The organism is Klebsiella sp. S69 (assembly GCF_016516145.1).
Classification (GTDB): domain Bacteria; phylum Pseudomonadota; class Gammaproteobacteria; order Enterobacterales; family Enterobacteriaceae; genus Klebsiella; species Klebsiella oxytoca.
Genome location: NZ_JACVUU010000007.1, coordinates 162,019 through 181,712, shown reverse-complemented (window position 1 = coordinate 181,712; position 19,694 = coordinate 162,019). Strand labels below are relative to the sequence as shown.

Sequence of the window (19,694 nt, the reverse complement as noted above, 5' to 3'; positions counted from 1 at the left end):
CTTCTCTCCCTGATAATGTCCAGGAGAGCCGTAGCGGCTCTCCGTGAGATGTTAAGCCGCGTAGCCCGAATCCGTTACGCGCTTACGCAGTATGATGTATCCCGTGACTGCCGATAATATCGATCCAATCAGGATGCCAAGCTTGGCCCAGTTGATCAATCCGGGGTCGACGCTGCCGAAGGCCAGGGTGGCAATAAAAATCGACATTGTGAAGCCAATCCCACATAGAATGCCGACCGCCATAATTTGCTTGCAGGTTGTCCCTTCCGGCAACGAGGCCCATTTCAGCTTCAGCGCCAGCCAGCAGAATACGCTAATTCCCAATGGCTTACCGATAAACAGCCCGGCAATAATACCTAACGGCAGCAGCGAGGTCAGCCCTTCTACCGTGACGCCCTGCAAAGAAACGCCCGCGTTAGCGAAGGCGAACAGCGGCAGGATCAGGAAGGCCACCCACGGATGCAGCACGTGCTCAAGCTGCTTCGCCGGCGATTTACCGTTCTGCTCTTTTAGCGGGATCATAAAGCCGACAATGACGCCAGCCAGCGTTGCGTGAACCCCCGACTTCAGCACCGCAGTCCAGAGTATGGCGCCGACCAGAATATAGATCCCGGTACGCCGTACGCCGCTCAGATTCAGCGCCGCCAGCACCATAATGGCGCCGGCAGCGACAACCAACGACACCACGGAAAGATCGTGCGTGTAGAACAGCGCAATAATAATAATGGCGCCCAGATCGTCGATAATGGCCAGCGCCATCAGAAAGATCTTCAGCGCAGCGGGAACCCGATTGCCCAGCAGGGCCAGTACGCCCAGCGCGAAGGCAATATCGGTCGCAGCCGGAATCGCCCACCCTTCTCTGGCAATCGCATCCTGGCCGTTAAAGGCCAGATAGACTAACGCCGGAACCACCATGCCGCCCAACGCCGCGACGACCGGGAATACGGCCTGGCGACGGCTGGCCAACGCGCCCTGTTTCATCTCGCGCTTTACTTCCAGACCTATAAGCAGGAAAAATACCGCCATCAGCGCGTCGTTTATCCACAACAGCATGTTTTTGTTGATCTCTAACGCGCCTACGCGCAGCTGAACGGGCGTCTCCAGAAAAGAGCGATACAGGCTGCTGGTCAGGCCCGTATTGGCTAATAGCATCGCCATAGCGGCGGCGAAGATGAGGATTATCCCCCCGGATGCCTCGCTATGAAAAAAACGCTGTAGATGTTTCACTTTTACCTCACCTTATCGGCAAACAACTCGATAAAAGTATAATACAGACGCAAATACATCGAAAAAAGTAGGTTTAAATTGCCGTTAAGATCGTTTTTTACGAATGCACGCCCGTCAAATGCTGACCGGGTTAACCTGGAAGCGAAGTTTAAAAAGGCAGGCAGGAAAGACGGTTGTTATATTCATATTTCAAATGATTTAGCGCAGACGTCACGTTGGCAGGCGACATCCTGGTGAGCCAGGGAAGGAAAGGATGGCGATAAATATAGTCTATAAATTCGCTGGCGCTTCGTAGGGTCGCATGCCGTAACAGGCCGGTTTTCTTACTTCCGGTCAGGTTACAAACGGCCATGGCGTAGTCCCGCGTGGAGAATGTTCGCCAGACATTGTTGCGGATCCCGCCGCTGTAGAACAGTCGCGGTGGCATTTCGCCCTGCGGGGGGTTAACACCGCGTTCTCTGACGAATGAAATATGGCAGCGCCCCTGCCGGACCTGCGCCAGGTTTGCCATCATACATCCGCCAAGGATGAAACACTCATGATCGAGATAATGCTGCACATTCAGCGAACGCTCATCGGTTAACATTCGCACCAGTTCAAAATGTCGATAGGCCGGCAATACGGGTTTAACCAGCATACCTCGCACATGCCGGTGCAACGTTCCCGGCCCGTAATCAATATCAAACAGCGCGCCACGACGCCGCATAGTCAGCATTTCTTTGCGTTGCACGAGATACGCCAGCGTGCCTGGGGGCAGTCGTTCTTCATATTGCGATTGATACTGATACGCCGGCTCAACCGGGCGTGGAGTATAGTTCGTCGAGATAGCCACCACTTTACCGCTTTTTTCCTCAGCGGTGACCAGCACATACAGCCGATTCTCTCCACCGTTAAAACCAAGGCTAAACGCCCGGGTGGTGAGAACAATATCAAACGCCGGAAAGTCAAAAGCGCGCTCCGCCAGGTCCGCGCGATAAGAGAGGTTAGCTAATTCGCGGCCTAATGTAGTGTTATCGATAGCCAGTAGAGTGCGAATATCGTTAAGCGAGCTGCCTTGCTGGATGAGAGCGGCAAGCTCCTGCTGGCGAGGCGTGAGAGTCAGACTGTCCGGTATCACGAAGGTCTTGCTGCAGTCGCGACATGCCATACGCCGCTCGCCCTGCGCCGAGTAGCCGTAGCGTTTTAGAGAAACGCTGCCGCATCCCGGACACTGCCTAACCAGCCCCTTCCATCCCTGGTTTACCGTGCGGCGAAAAGCGTTAAGGGAAATCGCCGAAATGGGCGGAAAGAGAAAGCCGCATTCCCGGCACAGGATATTTTCTCCCTGACGAAGGTAATCAGGGCTATTAAGCACGCCAAGATTTTTACAACCGGGCGTTTTGCAACTATTAACATTAACGTCGTTAAACATATTCACTCACTGCGAATATTTCCCTCGGGCCTCGCTGATTTTATCACTATTATTTCTCCAGGGTAAAAGCGCGTTATCACCCTTTTTTTGATTATGAGTAACGGTTCAGGTTATTGCAGCCTCTGTCTATCCGCCGATGCGGGCCAATAAAAATACCTGATTCAACGTCAGAACGCTGAATCAGGCAGGTATGGCGCCTGGTAGCATACGATTATGATATGCTAATATTTCATCAGCCCCACGTCACCGGCGTCGGTTTATCGCCGCGGGCTTTCATCAGTGAATCATTATCGATGTCATTTTTATATTTCAGAAACTCAGCGAACATCCGCTGCTCAATTTCGGGCTGCTTACCGATTTGATTTAGCGTTTCTGCGCGATCCTGCTTCAGATTATAGAGGTATTTAGCCTTACCTTGGCGGTCAATAATCATTTTCCAGTCGCCGTCGCGAATCGCCCATTCATCGGTCGGATCGTCCTGGAACGGCATATCGATACCGAAAATCAGCGGTTTTTCCCGCTTGAACGCTTGCTTCTCCAGTACCGGTACGATTGACTGGCCGTCATAGGTACGGTCCTTCGGCAGAGGGAAGTTCATCATCTGCGCCAGCGTCGGCATCCAGTCCAGACCCGACATCGGCGTTTCTGAGACCATCCCCTGCGGAATATGGTGACCATATTTGATAATCGCCGGGACGCGAATTCCGCCTTCCCACAGGTTATCTTTACGACCCCGCAGCCCATCCGTTTCACCAGCAAGGTTCAGCTCATAAACTTTTCGCGCTTCGCGGGTAACCGGGCCGTTATCGCTGGTAAAAATTACGATCGTGTTATCTTCTTCACCCATTGCTTTAATCTTGTCGAGAACTTTCCCTACCTGAGCATCCATATAGCTGATGTTGGCATAGTACTCACCGGCGCCGCGCCAGGGCTTATCCGCCCAATCACCGTAGAACAGATCCGGGTGCTGCTTCGCATAAGCGCTGATATAAGGCGCGTACATATCGAGATATTTCTTCGGCGAGGCCAGCGGGCTATGCACTTCGGTAAAGGCGACGTAGAGGAAGAAGGGGTTGTTATCTTTCTTCTTATCCAGCCAGTTGACGACTTCCGAACTCACCAGCTCGCCGCTGAACGTCTTCGCGCGACCGATAGGTTTCTCGTTGCGGGTAAAACCGGTGGGATAGACCATGCCCTAGCGAGGACGCTCTTTGGCGTTATCCAGCGTTGAGTCGCTCACGAACCCGGCGGTATTGACCAGCCTGTAGTCAAAGCCCATGTCCTTCGCCTGCGGCTGGTCGGTACGATCGCCGCCGGCGTTGAGATGGAGTTTGCCCATAATCGCCGTATCGTAACCCTGCTGCTTCAGCAGATTCGCAATCGTCAGCTCGTTACGGCCTAAGGCAACATTTTTCCCCTCCGGGATCCACGATCTAATGCCCGTACGAAACGGCATGCGGCCGGTCAACAGGCCCGCCCGCGAAGGTGAGCAGAGCGGCGCCGGAGCATAATAATCGGTGAACTTCACCCCTTCCTGAGCCAGCTTATCAATATTGGGCGTTTTGACGATTTGATGCCCATAGGCGCCCAGGTCACCATAGCCTAAATCATCTGCCAGAATGATGACCAGATTGGGATGTTTAGCATCAGCGGCATAAACAGAATGCATGGCGCTACCTGCGCATAATGCCAGGCCAATCAGGCCGGCAACACATGTTTTTGTCATGTTAATCCCTCAGAAAAAAATTTAAAAATTGATAACGCAACATATAACGCATTTAATCCCATAAGCCCTCTGGCCAGATGTATTATTGCTCTCTCACCAGCCTATAATTGCAGATATTCATGGGAGTAAAATTGATGTATCCATAGCCAAACCGGCCAATCGGGAAAGAAGTATCAATCGAAAAGAAAATGATATTAGTGATTGAAATCTCACATAGCAACGGCATAAAAACTCATGCCAAAAGGGTGTCAATGAATGTTGTTAATAACCACATAAATGAATGTTTCTGTTGCAGAGAATATTCTCTTAACAATAATGAAAACGGCACTGACTCATTAAACAGATGCGCAAGAAATACCCTCTTCTCCGCTCCCTCTCTTGCCTGAGGGACCGGGGCGATCGGGTTATTGGCAATGACAGACGGGCGTGAGGATCAGTCATAGACCACGCGTAGCAGCGTTAGCTGTTTGTCCTCATCCAGGTAGGACTTTTCAATCGTGGCATAGGGGGAGGATATGGGCACAATGAGGTTTTCCACGGTGATATGACGCTCAAGACGATCCTGACGCTGGCATAAAATATCGGAGGTTCCCGTTTCGTTCCAGCAGGCGGCGGTTATCACGCTACCGGAAAACTGAAGCTGACCGCCGGAGGCGAGGCACGCGCAGCCGATAAACCATAGCGGCAAGACCAGCGCGGGCATCACACTATGTATGAGGGGCATTTTTTCCATGTTTCGACACTCCTGTGTTTGATTTCACCGGGGCGTGACCACCCCGGTGGAGAACGCCGTCCCTAGCCTTTCGCTTTCTGAATCGCCGTCTGCAGAGCGTCCTGCGAGGAGCTGCCGGGCATCACCGAGACGCGGTTAGCCTCCGGCGTTTTCGCCTGTGGCATCACGACAAACGCGGGGGTACCGGAAAAGTTCATATGCTGGGCCAGCGCCTGATTTGCCAGCAGAGCGTCATGAACCGCCCCGCTATCCTGCGCCTGCTTGACCTCCGCGATCTTCTCTTTCGACAGATAATGCTGCGCCAGGCCATAGACATCCTGTTCCGTGAGCGCGCCTTCCACTTTACCGGTGGCATAGAGCGCGTTATGCCAGTCAAGATATTTGGCGCCGCCGTCGCTTAACCACACCTGTTCGCCGATCCTTGCTGCCAGCCCCGATACCGGCCAGCGCGAAGAAAAAATAGGGAACTCTTTGAAAACAAAGCGCGTATCCGGGTTGGCTTTGATCAGCGCCTCGATAACCGGCGCCATTTTGCTGCACCATGAACACTGATAATCAAAGAACATGACCACTGCAGCTTTCGCATCTGCCGGGCCAACGGATGGGCTGGCGCTGCTCAACAGCCCGGCCTGATACTGCAGGGCCAACTGTACGTAAGCCTGCTGTTGGGCGATCTGCTGCCGCTGATGTAGCGTTTCGCTGGCGGCGATGAGAAATTCCGGGTGATTCGCCAGATACGTGGCTACGGCTTCGCCGACTTTATCCGGATGGCTGGCGATATAGGCCTCCGCCGCCGGACCAATCTGCGACGCCGGCTCGCCGTTCTCCGCCTGCGCCGGTAAAGAAATCGCGCCGCTAACCAGCGCCAGCGCCGCCAGGCAGCTCAGCTTTAAAGATGAATCGTGCATAAAACAAACTCTCATTCCAGGGATAAAAATCAGCGCGCCAGCAGTACGTTCGCCGCTATCGGCGGCAGCACGCGGCCATAATCATTAATGCTTTGCCAGCGCACCTCGCAGCGGGTCGCCCGCTGGCACCAGTCGGTTTTGCGCGTCGAAAAAGGGGCGACGACGCCTGCGGTATCGATGGGCCGGCCGTTGGCCTTGAGCGAGAAGAGCGTGACGTAATAAGGGCCCGGGTTCTGTACCGACAGCCCCTCCGGGGTCAACGTCCAGCGCAGCCCCCGGTACGCCTGCTGGGGATTGCCTGCCAGGCCAGCAGGACGATAGATAAGTTTCAGCGCGGAACGAAAGGCCATCTGAACATGATGGTCGCCAGGCTTACCGGAGGGTATGGCGGCAATACTCAATGTGAACAGGCTTTCCCGGTCGGGGGGGAGCGCGTCGCCGGTCCAGGTCACGCGCAGCGTATTCTCCTGCTCTGCCGCAAGACGGAACAACGGCGGCGTAATGATAAAGGGGGGTCTGTTCCCTGCGGCAATAGCCGCGCCGGTCCATCGTCGCGCCGACTGAATGTGGCTATCAATAAGCCAGCTCTCAGAAGAGGTGTTGCTCACCGGCACGCTTAGGGTCGGCATCTGCGCATGATAGATAAACCGCGTCCCGCCGATCACCACGCCCGCCTGAGCCACAGGGATCGGCAGCAGCCAGATCATCACGATATAAAAAAGAAGTTTATTCATAGGCGAGGATAAACGTGGCTGAAGCATTCGCCTTTCCGGCCGTAACCGCGCTGCCGTCCGCGACATAACGAGCATAGAACTGCAGATGCGCGGAAGTCTGCCCCGGAGAAAGCGCGATGACTTCGCTCGTCTGCCCTGGCGGAATAAGATGTTTATCCTGGTCATAGAGGCCAATGCCAATCCCTGTGGCATCGTCCGCCGCGTCGATAAGCGCCAGGAGATCCGTATTTCGCTGATTTGCCGTCCCGCTGAAGCTCACCGTAACGCCACTGACGGTGCTGCCGCAGTTTTGCAAATCAATGGCGAAAGGCTGCCAGGCGGAACCATCGCCAGCATGGTAAAACTGACGGTTCGATACGCTGCCCATCTCCACGTTAATGTTTTCTGAATCCGGCGACAGCGTGCAGGTATTGTCGGTAATCGTGCCGGTGACATAGACACGCCCGTCATGCGCGTCTGCTGTTGCTGTCGTCAGAAGGCAGCAAGCCATGCAGGCATAATAAGCATATTTATTCATCGCCGCGCCTATTCGTATTGCAGGTCGAAATACATCACCGCCGTCGCATTGCCGGAGGTGACCACTGGCCGTGTCGATTTGTAGCGAATGTAGAAGGAGAGCGTATTGCGCCCGGCCTTGAGGGGATAAATTACTGATTCGCTATTATTCATACTGACATCATCTTGATCTTCATCAAGCAGCTCCACGCCGATGCCGCTGGCCAGCATATTTTCGTTACCCATGCCGGTATCGGTCAGCGCCAGCAGCGATGGATCATCACTGTCTGCCGTGCCGGTAAACCAGATTTTGGTTCCGGTAATTCCCCGGGAGCAGTTTTTCAGATTAATGTTAAACGGCTTAAATTTTGTCGTCGTTCCGGTTGCGGGAAAATCCTCAACCGAAAACTGCCCCAAATCGATACTCTGGCTGACGCTGGAAATCTCCACATCGCAGGTTTGCGCAACGATCGTGCCGGTAAATTCCAGGTTATTGCCGGTATCACTGGCCTGGCAAAATGGGCTCCCGCAGAGGAGCGCTAAAAAGAGACCGCGTTTTAAGCTCATTTAGTCGAAGTCCACCCGCAGGTTAGCCAGCGCGGTAAATACGCCCTCTGCGGGGATTTCACCGGTCGTGCTAACCGGATAAGCCTGCAGCGCGATGTTGGCTTTGCCCGCATCGTCAGTGACGAAAGGCACCACGCTGCTGGCATCGTTTGGCGTCAATACCGCGCCATCGTTGGTCTCAACCACCACGCCGACGTCCGGATTATCCGAGGCGATAGCCTGGTTAAGGTGAGTATCCGCTGTCGCAATCAGCCGCAGGCTTAAATTAACCTGCGAATTCACGCCGCTGCATTTCACCGGCACCCTGAATTTTTTATTTCTGACGCTCACCGGCTTTGCCCCGGCGCGGTTGAAGCCACCGCTATAAAGCGAGCCGAAATCCACAAGAATGGTCTGCCCTGCGTTGATTTCGCAGCTTTGTGGCACGGTTACCGTTCCGCTGTAAGCAATGTTGTAAACCACGTTGCTCAGGGGATCGCTCGCCCCTGTCGTCACGTAGACGTTAAACATGGTCTTCGGAGTGATAGTGACGGTCCCCACGAAAGGCCTGGCAATCTTGAGCTGAAACACCAGGTTAGAGTCGCGGATGTAGAACGGTTTGCCGGCGTTTACGCTGTCATCGGTGCCCATATAGGCGTAGTTGGTAGGGAGATAAAGGGTTCCTGCCGCGGAGTCGTCAATTCTCATCGCCCCCTCCAGATAGTCAGGGTCGAGCTTTAAATACTTCCAGGGGCCGCTGGTTTCAACCACGGCGTAGGGTGAAACATAGGAACGATACGTCCGGTTCGAGAATGCCGATCCAGCGGGACACACGGCCTGAACGTTCACTTCCTGGTTTTTGGTCAACTGAACCGTATTCCCCGCCGCGTTTTGGGCCGCCGTGAGGGTGGTACTCAGATCGTAATCGACCGTAGTAGGCGCGCCGTTGACGTTTTGACAGACGGCAGCCTGAGCCGCATTGGCTAACAGCAGACCCACCAGCGGAATAAAAAATAAACCTGTCTTCATTTAGCGGCATTCCACGCGTTGTCGCACCAGGGCCTGCCGGGTTGCGGGAAGTTGATAATGCACCAGACACTGGCGGGAAGCTCCCCGGCCCCACTGCACCTTAAGCGTCCCCTGAGGGCTCAGACCGGCCAGGTAAACTTCGCCGCCATCGCCGACGATCGCCTCCTCCGCTGACGCATCGGTCGAGGCGGTCGCGCCGAACGGTACCGGCTGCCCGTCATGCAGCAGCGTCAGGAGCGCACGTTCGCCGACGCGCGCTTTAAAGCTGGCCAGTACCAGCGCGCCCTGCGTAGGCACGACGTTCACGACGGCATCGTCGATATCCACGTCATCCGCCATCGAGTTCACATCCAGCGCCATGCGATTTTGGCGATAGGTGGTGGCGTAAGGCACCACCGCATAGCCCCGGCGATCGGTATGAATGCCCGGCTCGTCATCAATATTGACATTGCCTGCTCCCGGAGCGGCGATCAGCACGTTGGTCTCGCCCAGCGGCTGGCTCAGCGTTAAGCCGTGCGCATGCGCCACTATGCCGCCGCTCAGACCGTAATTTATCTGCTGATAATCGCCGTTATTGCTGGTGTTATAGCCCACGTTGACATTGCCTTCGGCGCCATCATATTCGAGGCTGGCGGCGCCGCTTTTGCCAACACCATGATTTTGATAACCCTGCTGTACGCTATAGCTGAGATTGTTTTGCGCCAGCGCGGTACCGCTTATTCCGGCATTTTGGCTGACGCCGCCGTGCCGATCGGTACTGGTGCTGAACGTGGCGTAGATATTGTGATGCTTGTGGGTGATATCATCGCTGTGATGTAGCCACTGGCTGAGCGGCAGCGAGAGATTCAGGGCAATAAGCTGGTCGCTCTTGTCCTCTCCCGGGGCACGGCTTTGGTTATAAGACAGGCTCCATGACACGCCCGCCAGGGTATCGCTATAGCCCACTTGCAGCAGCGTGTTCTTCTCATCGGTATGCCAGTAGCTCTGCTGACTACCGGTTACATAAAGCGAACCAAAACGCCCAAGCTGCTGCGAGATATTCAGCTGAATCTTGCCGCGTTTGGTGTAATAGAGGTTGTAGTAATCGCTCCAGCTACGCTGGTCTTCGTTTTCGTCGGTTGGACCGCTATAGCCAGACATGCGCTTCCACGCCGTCTCGTCGAGGGTATAAAAACCCGATGTTGAGTAGCGATAGCCGAGCAGCTGAAAGTTAGTTCCCAGACTATTCAGCGATTTAGCGTAAAGAAAACGCGTGGATTGCCCCTGATGCTCGCTATCATCAGCCAGGGTGCTGCGCGCCTGGGTCAGGTCGACGGAAATCGCCCCCCAGTCGCCCAGATTGGCTCCCGTACCTAACGCCAGCGCGCGATAATGATCGGCAAACTGCGTCCCGCCGTAAACGGTAAAGCCGTGCGGCAGGCCCCATATCAGCGTCGCCTGGCCAAACTTAACGTCCTCTTTCTGGCTGCTGTCGCCGCGATAGCTCGCCGCCGTGGCCGCGTATTTCAACCGCCCTTCACGTTGCAGAATTGGGACAGCGGAATACGGCACGCTATAGCGAGTGATGCTGCCATCGGACTCTTTTATCTCAACGCTCAAATCACCGCTGCTGGCCGTGGAGTAAAGGTCGTCAATGGTAAATGCGCCGGGAGAGACGTAGCGCTGGTCGATGGTGTAGCCATTCTGCCGAATGGTCACCTGGGCATTGCTTTTAGCGATACCGTGGATGGTCGGTGCGAAGCCTTTCATACTGTCAGGCAGCATGTTGTCATCGGAAGCCAGCTGAATGCCGCGAAAGGGCAAACTGTCGAAGATCGCGGAAGGCGTATAGCTATCTCCTGCGGTCAGTTCGCTTTTCAGAGCGCGCAGATCGCGCTCTACATACGTGCTGATATGCTGCCAGTCGCTTTTATTACTCTCGCCGCCGCTGTTATCGTTCCAGGTGGAATAATTACGCAAGCGCCAGGCGCCGAGGTTCAGGCCGCTGTTGAGGCCGAGAAACAGGGTATGGGCATCAACACCGCCCTCGCTGCGATCGCGGCTATTCGCACCGGTAAACGTGTAATTAAGCAATAGCGCGTTGATCCCTTCATCCCAGTATTCAGGTGCAATATAGCCCCTGGCGCTGTTCTTCATCGCCGCCTGGGGAATACTGATATTCAGGCGCTGCTGGGTGAAATCAAAGCGCGCGAAGGCCGCAGGAATGGCGGCGGCAATATCCACGCACCCTTGAGAAGAGGGCTTTAACAACCCCGGAAAGGCCTCAACGTTCACCTTCATCTCTTTGAGCATATCAGGCGTCAGACAAGCGCTTAGCCCGGAGTCATCTGCGGCTGGCGTCCTGGCGGAGGGTTTCGCTTCGTAGAAGGTCATATCGCGGGTGGCAAGAAAGGCGCCATTCAGATAGACGTCGACCCGATAGACGCCAGGCGCCTGGCCATTGCCTTCAAAACGTGAAAGATCGGCGATCTTTGACGGATCGTCCGATAAAAACGCGGGATTAAAATAGTTATCCGCCCAACTCTTCGGCAGCGTTAACACGCTGACTAAAGTCAGGGTCATCAGCACCGGTTTACTGACAGACGGCGATTGACGCTTTATAGCAGCCATTTTCTGCACGCTAAGATTGGCTCTGGCAGGTTTGTACAGGCGTGGTCGCACCAAAATCATTGACGGTCTGGAAGGTTACCCGGCTTTCACTGCTCTGCAACGTCAGTTCGCTTTTCGGCGCGACCATGGCATTCGGCAGTTTTCGGCTTCCAGCATGTATTTCAACCAGAGAGACATAGTAGGGCGACGGATTGGTAACGATTAATCGACCGTTTTGGCTATGGCAGCGCAGCATCGCGGGCGCATTTGCGGAAGGAACGGGCAAATCCGCAGGACGAATAAAAAGTTTAATGACGCTTTGGGTCGCAATTTGCAATGAATTATTCGCCAGCCTGGTTTTATCGACCGAGGGGATCGCTTTGCTATTGAGATAGAACACGCTTTCCCGGTCGGTGGGCAAAGACGGACCGATGTACATAATTCGCAGGGTGTTCTCTTTTTTCGGCTGAATCACGAACAGCGGCGGGGTAATAATAAAATCAGCGCTCCGGCTACCATCAGCATTGGCAACCCAGGACTGAATCAGGAAAACGTTGTTCTCCGAGGAGTTAATAACCGGCAGAGAGACCTGCTTGCTTCCCTGCGGATAGATAACGCGGGTTGATCCCAGAGCGATACCGCCCGCGTGCGCCTGGTTTATTATTCCAGCGATAGCCAGCAGCAGCGATAAAAATTGAATTGTTCTTTTAAGCATTTTCTAAGTAAATAAACGATTTTGGGCGCAACACAAATAGCGTTTCCTCCGCGCAAGATGCGCGGAGGAATACCTGAAAAGAAATCAGGAGTACACCATACTAAAGGTGGCGGTGGCAGAGACGTTACCGGCAACTACAGCGCCGGTGGCGATATAATCGACGCTCAGCGGAACCACGTTTTCACCATCAATTAACGTTACGGTGCCAGAAGTATCGCCAATATTGAGCGGCTGGCCGTCCGGACCATACAGCTGCAGAGCGACGTTGGTAGCCGCACCAGCACCTGCGGTGTTGGCAAGGGAGCCGGCCAGCGTACCGTCCTGCTGACCGTTAAAAATAACTGCGGCTTCCTGGCTTACCGTGGTATCGCAATCTTCCAGTTTGATCGAGAAATCTTCTTTTTGATTCGCAACCATGCCGGCGGCCGTTAATTTGCTGGCACGAACCTGGCTTGAGGTGACCGTTTGATCAACGGAGTCAGCAGAAACAGAACAGGCGGCATTAACAACCTGGCCAACAAAATTAACAGTGCCACCAGAAACGGTCGCCGTATCCGCAAAAGCGGAAGTCATCATGCCGCCTGCAGAAATAGCAGTCACCATCATGGCTAATAGATGCTTTTTCATATAATCCCTTTTAAATTTAATAAAAACCCAGTGTTATAGTTTGATAAATATCAGACATTGGTGGACAAGGGCTTTCGCTCAGGCCAGCCTGACGACTTCTGGTTTTATATGCTACAGGAAGACACTCACGTCATTAATATGAGATAACTTACTGACCAGTAATCGCCTCACTCAAATAAACACTCTGACATTAGTTAATTATTATAAAAGGTATAAACAGTTGCAATCATCACCTGCTGTTTTTATAGGACTACAGATAACCTCATGTTTTAAAAGAGCTATAGTCATGAGGCACACCCTATGCCATCAGGACTATTGACTTTTTAATTAATACATGAATGCACGAAAGGCAACCGTTCGTAATATTTTTTAAAAGGTGTTTAATTGATGTAAAAAAACACCTTTTATGCAACATTGTTAATAGGCTGTCGGTAATTTCTTCATGTCTAATAAACGACCGCCATCGATACTAATGTAACCCCCTTTCTTAAGTTCAGAGAGGAGTTTCATCGTACGGCTACGGGATATGCCCGTTCGTCTTTGAATAAAGTTAAGGACGTTAATGCTTTGTCGATATTCGCTGGCATAAGCCCAAAGCTCGATTAATAATGCGCGCACCTTCAGATAAGAATCCACGCCAACCAGCTCCCGATCCCGTACGCTCATCACCATCAGACGATAGGCAAGTATTCGTGCGACATCGTGCCACAGATCGCACTCATCGACGGTCTTAATAAAGTCGGGCAAAGAAACCGCACGTCCACTGCACTCGGTTTCGGCCACCAGAAAGTGCTCCGGTCGGGTCGGAACATCGTAGGTCACCCCGTAGCTGTCAACTAATCCGACAATAGAGGGCGCAAAAGCGGAACATACATGAAGTCCGCTGCCGCAGCGGCAAAATGAAAAAATTCCGGACTGCAGAAGAACTATTTTACTTTCTCCGGAAGAATTCAGTAAAAACTCATCGCCAGGATTTAAATTAAAAGGCTTACCAAAAGACCATAATGCGGAGAAGAGCGCATCAAGCGCTGCATAAGGTTTAGCCTGCTGGGAAAATAAATATGAGTGTAAGGTATTCTCATTATCGTTTTCAGCAATGTCAACTTTCATTTTTTCATTAAAAACCATAATCATAGGTCAACCCAACATATACTTAATGAAAGGTGTCTTCAATTAATTATAAATAAAACCACCTGGTAGTATATCTGTACCAACCCCGCACAAATACGCAATACTTAGCACGATGAGTAAATTCTTAATAAGAATATCAACAAGCTCAATTAATTCTCAAAACATAATATTAACAGGAAAATAAAATTACAAATGAAACTATTTTTCGAAAAATAAAAAAACCTCATAAAAAATAGTGATTCAGAATATTAAACACTCTGAATCACTATGAGCAAGACGATGTTCTTTCACTACATAACAAAGGAAGAAAAGAGATTAGCTAAAATATTTTGGCGCTGAGTAATATTCCACCATTTTTTCTGCCAGCCAACCGCCATCTTCACCGTTAGAGTGAATCGTCGTAATACTTACCGTTGAGCCTCCGCCCCAAAGTACCGAGAAAACGTTATAGTCAGGGAGATTTAATGCCTGCATCTGCCCCCAGTCGTAGCCATTATCCTGGCGTAAAAAGTCACCGACTGTCGCTACGCCATAAGTCGCGCTATTCACCGTCGTATTTAACAGATCCGAAGCGATGGTATTAAGATCGCTGCCAATACGCGCATCGCCCATAAAGAAGCTTCCGCCCGACGCGTAGTGCGCGGCGGCAATTTTACTGTTGCCTTCGTCTACGGTTGGCATATGGCCCCCCGGGATTTGCCATAGCATAGCCGGTTTATGCAGGTCTTTAGCCGCTTGTTTTACCATCCCTAAATAATTAAACCAGCAGGTCGCGTTCCAGCCATAGTGCGCTAATGCATCCGGGCTAAAGCAATCGCGTTCAAATTTATCAAAGGCGATAAAATCTGGCGCATACTCACCGCTATACACTCCCAGCTCATTGATAAAGCTGGCTATCGCTGTCCCCTGGGCCACAGGATCGGCATTTGCTCTGAGTACCCAGTCTGCCGTTCCCGTCGCCCAGACGTTGGTCTGCCAGCCGAAGGCCACGTCCGGCGCAAACTGGCGCACAATATAGTTAATCGCCTGGACATAACCATAAAGATCGTTAGAAAACGTCGGCAACAGCGGCGCGCTGAATCCCGGAAGAGCAGGCAAAGCGTTAATCGCCGCCGCCAGCTGGACATTAACCTGTACGCTATTCGCTTTACGTACTGCGGTATAGCCGTACGGCTCCTGCTGTATCGCGCCAAGGAAATCCGGATTCAGCACAAAGGTGGCGGGTACGGCGTGCTGGTCGTCCTTCCAGGACTGCGCCGCAAGACACTGGGTGATGAAGTTACCAAAGTGGTTACGTAACCGCTGTCCGTCCTGAAGATCCGAGAGCGCGCTGCCGCCGCTGGCGTTAGCGGTATAAACTACCATGACCGGCATCACGGAGCGTCCCGCCTCTTTTTCAATCTCACGCACCAACGGAACGGTTTTGTGAATCGGCAGCGAGTCATAATCAAGGAAGCCGTCACCGTTTTTATCCACTTCCGCCGCCGGTATCGGGTCGCCGCCGCCGTCAAAACCATCATATTTAAACAGGGCGCTAAAAGGGACGTCGCGATATAGCGATACGGTATCCGCGGCATTCACCGTCACCCCGCCGTGGGCAAGATAGTCCGGCCAGCCTTTAACCTGCAGTGGAACGCCCTGCACAAACTCGAGCGTAATGTGGTTGACGCTTTTCAGCAGCCGCAGCGGCGCATCCTTTTCACAGCGCCACGGTGTACCGGCGACGTAAACATCGGGAGTCTCAACGCTATACTGGCCGGGAGCCAGATGCATCGCCAGTGTTTGCAGACGGGCATCGCTCTCCAGCATCACGGTATATTGATATTGCCCGCAGCAGAACCGATAGCGCTGAGGCGATACGCCCTCAGGTAAACCTAGTATCGTCACCTGAACTTCGACAAAATCATGACTATCAACCCCGGTCTGCTGGAAGCCGATGCTCACCTCTTTCACCTGGTCCTGCTCAGGGGTAAAAATCGTCGGTCGGGCGGGATGGCTAATCATCTGGTTATTGATTACCGTCGACTGTAAGCCAATCTCGTAGCAGTGACCGGCGATAAGCCGATCCACCAGCTGTATTTGGTTGACGGGCATCGTCAGGGTTCTTTCGCATACCCCAGACTCCGACCACAGCTCAACCACCATTTCCGCGCCAGCAAACTCAGGGGCATCGACGATAAGGCGTACTGAAGCAAACTGTACCGGCGCCTGATACGCGACCTGACAGGTCTGGCAGTCAGATCCGCCAGCCAGCTTCAGCCTGAACGTCGATTCAACGGGTACGATCTGCATATCATCATTACTCAGCTCCAGCACAGCGATCGTGTACTCACCCGCGCTAAGATCGCTGATGGTCAGCGTCTCTCCCCACTCGCCTGCAAAGCGTCGTGAAGTCGCATCCGGATAGAACAGGTCGATCGTCGGCTTCAGGGTGGTGTTTTGTTTTAACGAAGGGAACTGAATATTGATCTTGCCCTGACGGCCTGGGTCGTGCGCGAGGATTGCCGTTAAGCCGCTCATAGTGACCGGAGTTTGGGTAGCGGAAAGATAGAACTGCAGCTCAGCGCTTGCGCCGCCCTTTAGCCAGAATTGCCCATCATTATTTATCGTAATCGTGTTCTTTTCGATTGGCCAACCGCCGTCGCTGCCCAACGTTACGGGCTTGTTGCCGAGCAAAGATCCGCTGAACGCGCTGTAAGGATCGGGATGCGCGCTGGCGGTAAACTGCAGCTTAAGTTGGTTAAGGTCGATAGCCTGGGCATAGAGGTTGGTCAGCGTCAGAGTCACCCGTTGATACCAGCTGGTCGTGCTCAGCGGGCTTGCGACAACAGTCATTCCCTCTCCTTCCACAACCGCATCATCGCCCTGCTCTTCAGGCTCAGGAGCCATCTCATCCGTACCCTCATCGTCAGGGATAATCTCTTCCGGTTCAGGCGCGACATCATCAGTTTGATCATCGACGGGGGCTTCAGGTTCCGGCTGCCCCTCTTCCGCAGATTCATCAGCGCTATCATCTTGCGCAGATGAGGCCAGGGTTAAGCTAAAAGTTGAGATTTTGACCGGCACCTGAGTGGCGGCAAAGCTGAAGAATAACGTGCCGCTTTCACCGGGCTGCTGTAGCAGCGGTTGGCTGTTATTAATAATGATTTCATTGACATCGAGGGTTCCCTGCGCTTTACCGCTTAAGGTGAGGGGCATATCCCCTTTAAGCGTACCGCCAAAATTGCCCCACGGATCCTGATGTCCGGACCCGGTAAAACCAATGGCCGCATGATTGATATCCACGGCGCTGTTATTTTCATTGGTGATGGTTAAGGTGATTTTTTGATACCAGCTGTTCACATCGATCTGGCTGTTTTTAATCGAGACCGTCATTGACAAAATTCCTCATTCCCTGGTGGAAAAAAGCCCCGGTAAACCGGGGCTTGCATTTTTTAGCCCACTATTTTTCGCTTAACGAAAAGGATCAGTAAGCACCAAGGTCTGTCCATGCCTGGCCCGCAGCGCAGTTCAGATCCGGCTGGTCGCCCTGAGACCACCATTTCACCTGGTAGTTATGGCCTTTCCAGCTGACGGTTTCAAAGGTACCCCAGTTGCCGCCATAAACGGTGCTGGCATCCCAAAGCGGGTAAGGCGTCGTCGCGTCATCCGTGGAAGTGTCATCTTCCGCAGGCGTGGTGTCTTCTTCCGGTTCGACAGGCTCTACCGGAACTACGGTATCGTCCTCTTCAGGCTCAGGCTGCACCTGAGACGCCGACGGAACGACAACCAGCACATAACGCTGCTGGGAAGAAGGCTCGCCCCAGGCATCACGAACGAACAGGGTGAACTGGAAGTTGGTGTTAACGGTCACTTCCGGAACGACGAACTCGATGACGGCACTGGTCTTGTCTGCCACGCTGATTTCAGAAGGAACGCCCCAGCTCCAGGTAATCTCGTCTTTATCTTCATCAGAAGAACCTTCACCAGAGAGCTGTACGGTAGAACCGCCCACAACGCGCAGTTCAATGGCAGCCTTCGGCGCGTGGTTGATCGCCGGTTCAGGCTGAACGCTATCGTCATCCTGTTCATCCGCCGGATCGACGTTGATGCCTTCGAAATAGAACGGCTCCATATCGATAACTTCAGAGGCCATTTCATAGCCCAGACCTTCACGCGCGGCGTTCACCAGCACGCCGTTGTCCTGGTCGATAGTCCAGGTGAACATTCCCCCGAGCCCCAGCTTCGCGGCGTACTCGCCCTTAGCTTTAACAGAACGCGGCGTGTCCAGAGACATGAACAGTTTGCTTTCCGGGTTGTAGAGGTAATCCGCATTGGCCACCTGGTCGGTATAGACGTTGAAACCGTTGCGGCCTTTCTGGTTTTCCAGGTCCAGGTAGTTATAAATAACGTCATACCATTCGGTGGTACCGGATTCGAAGGTACCGGTGGTGGTACCGGTACCCGGGTTATAGGAGCCTTTCAGCGGAGACAGAGATTCCAGCTCAACGCTGCGGCCATTGCGGGTATAACCGGCATAGCCAATGTTAATGCGGTCTGCCGGGAAACCTTCGGCCAGCAGATGGTCGACGATGGTATTGACCGCCCAGCCGCCTTCTTCCAGCGCGTTCAGGTTGGTGTGATGGGTCAGGGTTTCCGCCCACGGCGTACCGAAGAAGTCATAGGTCATCACGTTGATGCCGTACAGACCGGCCTGCAGCAGCGCTTTCACGTTGGAGTAATCGAAGGTCTTCACTACCGCGGAGCTGGCAATGGAGATTTTGACGTTGCTCAGACCGGCGGAATCCAGCTGCTTACGCAGCTCGCCGATCAGCAGCGCATAGTTTTCGCCGTCTTCCGGGCCGTAAGGGTTGCCCGCGCCTTCCGCGTTCGGGTATTCCCAGTCGATATCCACTTCGCTGAACATCGGGAACTGTTTGAACAGTTTTACCACGCCTTTTGCGAAGGTTTTACGGGCGGAATCAGAAGCTGCGGTTTCGTGGAAGCTGTTACTCATGGTCCAGCCGCCGATGCTCATGGACAGCACCAGATCGTGACCCTGCTGCTTCGCTTTGGCCTGCAGATCGCGCAGGCCGCCGAGCAGACCTTTGGTATTCGCCTGAGTGACGGTTTTCGGATCGACGTCCCAGCCGCTGACGGAGTGGCCAACGTTAACGTAGGACTGGAAATCGCCCCACGGGTCGAGGAAGGTCGGCTCATATTTGACTTTTCCGCACTGCTCAGCGCCTTCGGCAACCACATCCCGATACTGACCATCAATTTTATGGAAACCAGTCACCCCGACGAAGCCGACGATGATTTTGTCATAAGCGGTAGGCGCGACGTTGGTCAGATCGTAACCGCGACCGCGGTTATCTTTCGAATCGTCTCCCTGCAGGCGACCATCATACTGGGACCAGTCGGTGTAGTAGCCGAATACTTTGGGCTTAGCCGTGGAAGACTTGTACTGGTTATATACAGGCTTCGCGACGCGAGCAGAAGTATAGCTGTATGCGCTGACTTCTTTCGCTGGGTTAAAGCCGTCTGCGGCGTTGCTGGTTTCGGTCAGCGTATCGCCCTGAATCAGTTTGCTAGTAGCCATTATTAATTTCCTTTTAAGTTTGAAAAATTGTCGCAGTTCGTTCTGCCGGACCAATAATTCAATGCTTACGAGACAATGGCTAATCACATAACATCATGTTTTCAACATCTCATTCACCCTATTTTTATGCGAGAAAAATGATGACGGTAATTCTTAAATCATCAGCGGATATACGTATCTCAGCAAAATCACGGCGAAAACATCAGCAGCACATTAAATCTCATTTATCAGCGGGTTAAATA

14 protein-coding genes and 1 pseudogene are annotated in these 19,694 nt (G+C 53.1%); all 15 read right to left on the bottom strand.

Annotated elements, in window-relative coordinates; all coding sequences use genetic code 11:
* Positions 1–51 precede the first annotated feature (51 nt).
* Positions 52–1,227: a Na+/H+ antiporter NhaA gene (gene nhaA / locus IAE27_RS09370; protein ID WP_115240010.1), complete on the bottom strand. Its 1,176-nt coding sequence runs from the start codon at positions 1,225–1,227 to the stop codon at positions 52–54.
* Between the two features lie 148 nt (positions 1,228–1,375).
* Positions 1,376–2,638 (bottom strand): cytoplasmic protein, encoded by a 1,263-nt coding sequence (locus tag IAE27_RS09365; protein WP_070557720.1) that lies wholly within the window; start codon positions 2,636–2,638, stop codon positions 1,376–1,378.
* 232 nt (positions 2,639–2,870) lie between these two features.
* Positions 2,871–4,364: pseudogene (locus IAE27_RS09360) on the bottom strand (sulfatase).
* A 433-nt stretch (positions 4,365–4,797) separates the two neighbouring features.
* Entirely contained in the window at positions 4,798–5,097 is a 300-nt protein-coding gene (locus IAE27_RS09355; RefSeq protein WP_004108350.1) for a hypothetical protein, read from the bottom strand.
* Between the two features lie 62 nt (positions 5,098–5,159).
* Positions 5,160–6,005 carry a DsbA family protein gene (locus tag IAE27_RS09350; protein WP_017145021.1) on the bottom strand — a complete coding sequence of 282 codons (846 nt, stop codon included), beginning with the start codon at positions 6,003–6,005 and terminating at the stop codon, positions 5,160–5,162.
* 29 nt (positions 6,006–6,034) lie between these two features.
* Positions 6,035–6,739 (bottom strand): pili/flagellar-assembly chaperone, encoded by a 705-nt coding sequence (locus tag IAE27_RS09345; protein WP_070557722.1) that lies wholly within the window; start codon positions 6,737–6,739, stop codon positions 6,035–6,037.
* On the bottom strand, positions 6,732–7,229 hold the full coding sequence (locus tag IAE27_RS09340; RefSeq protein ID WP_064345449.1) for a fimbrial protein BcfF: 498 nt from the start codon (positions 7,227–7,229) through the stop codon (positions 6,732–6,734). The genes IAE27_RS09345 and IAE27_RS09340 overlap by 8 nt, the downstream gene beginning before the upstream one ends.
* 35 nt (positions 7,230–7,264) lie before the next feature.
* Positions 7,265–7,801: a fimbrial protein BcfE gene (locus IAE27_RS09335; protein ID WP_070557723.1), complete on the bottom strand. Its 537-nt coding sequence runs from the start codon at positions 7,799–7,801 to the stop codon at positions 7,265–7,267.
* Positions 7,802–8,809 (bottom strand): fimbrial protein BcfD, encoded by a 1,008-nt coding sequence (locus tag IAE27_RS09330; RefSeq protein WP_108704219.1) that lies wholly within the window; start codon positions 8,807–8,809, stop codon positions 7,802–7,804.
* A complete protein-coding gene (locus tag IAE27_RS09325; protein WP_064345448.1) occupies positions 8,810–11,419 on the bottom strand; it encodes a fimbrial biogenesis usher protein in 2,610 nt (869 codons plus the stop codon).
* A gap of 10 nt (positions 11,420–11,429) precedes the next feature.
* Positions 11,430–12,113 carry a fimbria/pilus periplasmic chaperone gene (locus IAE27_RS09320; protein ID WP_070557726.1) on the bottom strand — a complete coding sequence of 228 codons (684 nt, stop codon included), beginning with the start codon at positions 12,111–12,113 and terminating at the stop codon, positions 11,430–11,432.
* 84 nt (positions 12,114–12,197) lie between these two features.
* Positions 12,198–12,740: a fimbrial protein BcfA gene (locus IAE27_RS09315; protein ID WP_200092319.1), complete on the bottom strand. Its 543-nt coding sequence runs from the start codon at positions 12,738–12,740 to the stop codon at positions 12,198–12,200.
* Positions 12,741–13,157: 417 nt separating this feature from the next.
* A complete protein-coding gene (locus IAE27_RS09310; protein ID WP_168217150.1) occupies positions 13,158–13,874 on the bottom strand; it encodes a winged helix-turn-helix transcriptional regulator in 717 nt (238 codons plus the stop codon).
* 312 nt (positions 13,875–14,186) lie between these two features.
* Positions 14,187–17,246: a chitinase gene (locus IAE27_RS09305; RefSeq protein ID WP_200092317.1), complete on the bottom strand. Its 3,060-nt coding sequence runs from the start codon at positions 17,244–17,246 to the stop codon at positions 14,187–14,189.
* Between the two features lie 91 nt (positions 17,247–17,337).
* Positions 17,338–19,452: a glycosyl hydrolase family 18 protein gene (locus IAE27_RS09300; RefSeq protein ID WP_200092315.1), complete on the bottom strand. Its 2,115-nt coding sequence runs from the start codon at positions 19,450–19,452 to the stop codon at positions 17,338–17,340.
* Between the last annotated feature and the right edge of the window lie 242 nt (positions 19,453–19,694).